This is a genomic window from Mycobacterium simulans, assembly GCF_900232995.1.
GTDB classification, from domain to species: Bacteria; Actinomycetota; Actinomycetes; order Mycobacteriales; family Mycobacteriaceae; genus Mycobacterium; species Mycobacterium simulans.
Window position 1 is genome coordinate 1 of sequence record NZ_OCVX01000094.1, and the last position, 3,057, is coordinate 3,057.

Annotated in this window: 1 protein-coding gene; it reads left to right on the top strand. The window is 62.8% G+C overall.

Annotation, left to right across the window (positions count from 1 at the left end; translation table 11 throughout):
- Positions 1-3,057: condensation domain-containing protein (locus MSIMFI_RS27475; RefSeq protein WP_191500066.1), on the top strand; the 3,057-nt coding region annotated here is incomplete at both ends.

Genomic DNA, 3,057 nt, shown 5'->3' on the forward strand with positions numbered 1-3,057 from the left:
GTTCCCCGGTAGCAGGGGCGGCACTGTTTGTGCTCGATGGATGGTTGCGTCGGGTTCCGGTAGGAGTTGCCGGTGAGTTGTATGTGGCTGGTGCGGGCCTGGGGTGTGGGTATTGGCGCCGCGCGGGATTGACCGGATCACGGTTTGTGGCATGCCCGTTCGAGACGGCGGGGATGCGGATGTATCGCACCGGTGATGTGGTGCGCTGGCGTGCCGATGGGCAGCTGGAATTTTTAGGACGCGCCGATGAGCAGGTCAAGATCCGAGGGCATCGGGTGGAACCAGCCGAGGTCGCCGCGGTGTTGGCCGGTATCGACGGTATCGACCAAGCAGTGGTGATCGCCCGCCAAGACCGTCCCGGTGATACGCGGTTGGTGGGATATGTCACCGGGACTGCGGATCCGGTGGGTGTGCGCGCGCAACTGGCTGGCCTGCTGCCGGCATACATGGTGCCCGCCGCGATCGTGATGATGGCGCGGTTGCCGTTAACGATCAACGGCAAACTCGACACCAAAGCCTTACCCGCACCCGAATACACCAGCACCCAGAGCTATCGAGCCCCGACCACCCCAACCGAAGAAATCCTGGCCACAATCTATGCCCAAGTCCTCGGTATCCAACGCATCAGCATCGACGACTCCTTCTTCGACCTCGGTGGGGATTCGCTGTTGGCCATGCGAGCCATCGCCGCGATCAATACCTCGTTAGATACCCGTCTAAGTGTGCGCGCGTTGTTTGATGCGCCCACGGTGGGTCAGTTGGTGGGTTATGTCGGAGTTGGTGGTAGCGCGCGTGCGCCGTTGACGGCGGTGGATCGGCGCCCGGCGGTGATTCCGTTGTCGTTTGCCCAGAGTCGGTTGTGGTTTATTGATCAGCTTGAGGGGCCCACCGCGGTTTACAACGTGCCGGTGGTGTTGCGGTTGGGTGGTGAGCTTGACGTTGCAGCGTTGGCTCAGGCGTTGGTTGATGTGGTGGGCCGTCATGAAAGCCTGCGCACGGTCTTTGCGGCGGTCGAGGGGATACCCCAGCAAGTGGTGGTGCCTGCTGAGCAGGCACAGGTGGGGTGGAGTGTTGTCGACGCGGGCGGGTGGTCTGGGACTCGACTCGATGAAGCGGTGGCCGCATCGGCGCGCTACACGTTCGACTTGTCGACCGAAATCCCTTTTCGAGCAGAGCTTTTCATCGTTGGTCAGCAGCAGTATGTGTTGGTGCTCACTGTGCATCACATCGCCGCTGATGGCTGGTCGTTGGCCCCGCTGACCGCGGATTTGGGTGTGGCTTACGCCAGTCGGTGCGCTGGGCATGCTCCGCAGTGGGCGCAGTTGGCGGTGCAGTACGTCGATTACACGTTGTGGCAGCGCGAGCATTTGGGTGATCTGGCCGATCCCGACAGCGGTGTGGCCGCCCAGCTGCAGTACTGGCAAGACGCATTGGCGGGGATGGCCGAACGTGTACAGGTACCCACCGATCGGCCTTATCCGCCGGTGGCTGACTATCGGGGCGCCACTGTTGACATCGATTGGCCGGTAGATCTGCAGCAGCAGGTAGCGCGGGTGGCCCGCGAGCATCATGCGACCAGCTTCATGGTGGTCCAGGCCGCCTTGAGCGTGTTGTTGTCGAAGATCAGCGCCAGTTCTGATGTGGCAGTGGGGATCCCAGTCGCCGGTCGGGGCGATCCCGCACTGGATGAGTTGGTGGGCTTTTTCGTCAACACGTTGGTATTGCGGATCGAGGTGCTCGGTGATCCCAGTGTTGCTGAGTTGTTGGCCCAGGTGCGGGCGCGCTGCGTGGCGGCTTTTGAGCATCAGGACGTGCCGTTTGAGGCGGTGGTGGATCGGCTCAACCCGGCCCGGTCGTTGGCGCATCACCCCCTGGTCCAGGTGGGACTGGCGTGGCAAAACACCGACACTGTTGAGCCGGTGCTAGGTGATTTGGACATCACCGCGCTGCCGATGCACACCCAGACCGCCCGCATGGACCTAACGTTTTCGTTGGCCGAAAACTTCACCGAGACCGGTGAGCCCGCCGGCATCGGTGGGGCAGTGGAGTATCGCAGCGATGTGTTCGATGAGGCCAGTATCTGTGCTCTTATCGACCGGCTCGAGCGGGTGTTGGTGGCCATGGTCGCTGACCCACAGCGGCGATTGTCCTCGGTTGAGGTCCTGGCTGAGACCGAACGTGCTCAGTTGGATGCGATCGGTAATCGTGCGGCACTAGCTGCGATGGGGCCGGGGCAGGCGTCAATACCGGAGTTGTTTGCCGCGTGGGTGCGCCGTAGTCCTGAAGCGATTGCGGTGGCGTGTGACGATCAGCGGCTGACGTACCGGGAGTTGGATTGTGCTGCGGAGTATTTCGCGCAGGCGTTGGCCGGTGGAGGGGTGGGGCCTGGCGATGTGGTGGCGCTGTTGGTGCAGCGCTCGGTTGCCGCTGTGGTGGCGATGTTGGCGGTGCTCAAGACCGGCGCGGCGTATGTCTCGATGGATCCGGCGCATTCAGATGCCCGGATTGACATTGTGGTTGAGGATGCTGGCCCGGTGGCTGCGGTGACGACGACGGATCTGGCTGGGCGCCTCGAGGGATCCGGTTTGCCGGTGGTTGTTGTCGATGCTGTTGGGGGGCACGGCGATTCGAGTAAAGAGTGGATGTATCCGGCCGCCGACGATCTGGCCTACATCCTCTACACCTCGGGCACGACCGGTGTTCCTAAGGGGGTGGGAATTACCCATCGCAATGTCACTCAACTGTTCGCGTCGCTGGATAGCGGCCTGCTGCCAGCGGGCGGGCAGGTGTGGAGCCAATGTCATTCCTTGGCGTTCGATGCTTCGGTGTGGGAGATCTGGGGTGCCCTGTTGCATGGCGGGTGCCTGGTGGTCGTCCCGGACTCGGTGGTGCGTTCCCCAGAAGACTTGCAGGCCTTACTGGTTGGACACCACGTCAACGTACTCAGTCAAACCCCATCGGCGTTGGCGATGTTGTCGCCCCAGGGCCTCGAGTCGGCAACCCTGATCACGGGCGGTGAAGCCTGCCCGGCCGAACTGGTCGACCGCTGGGCCGGCG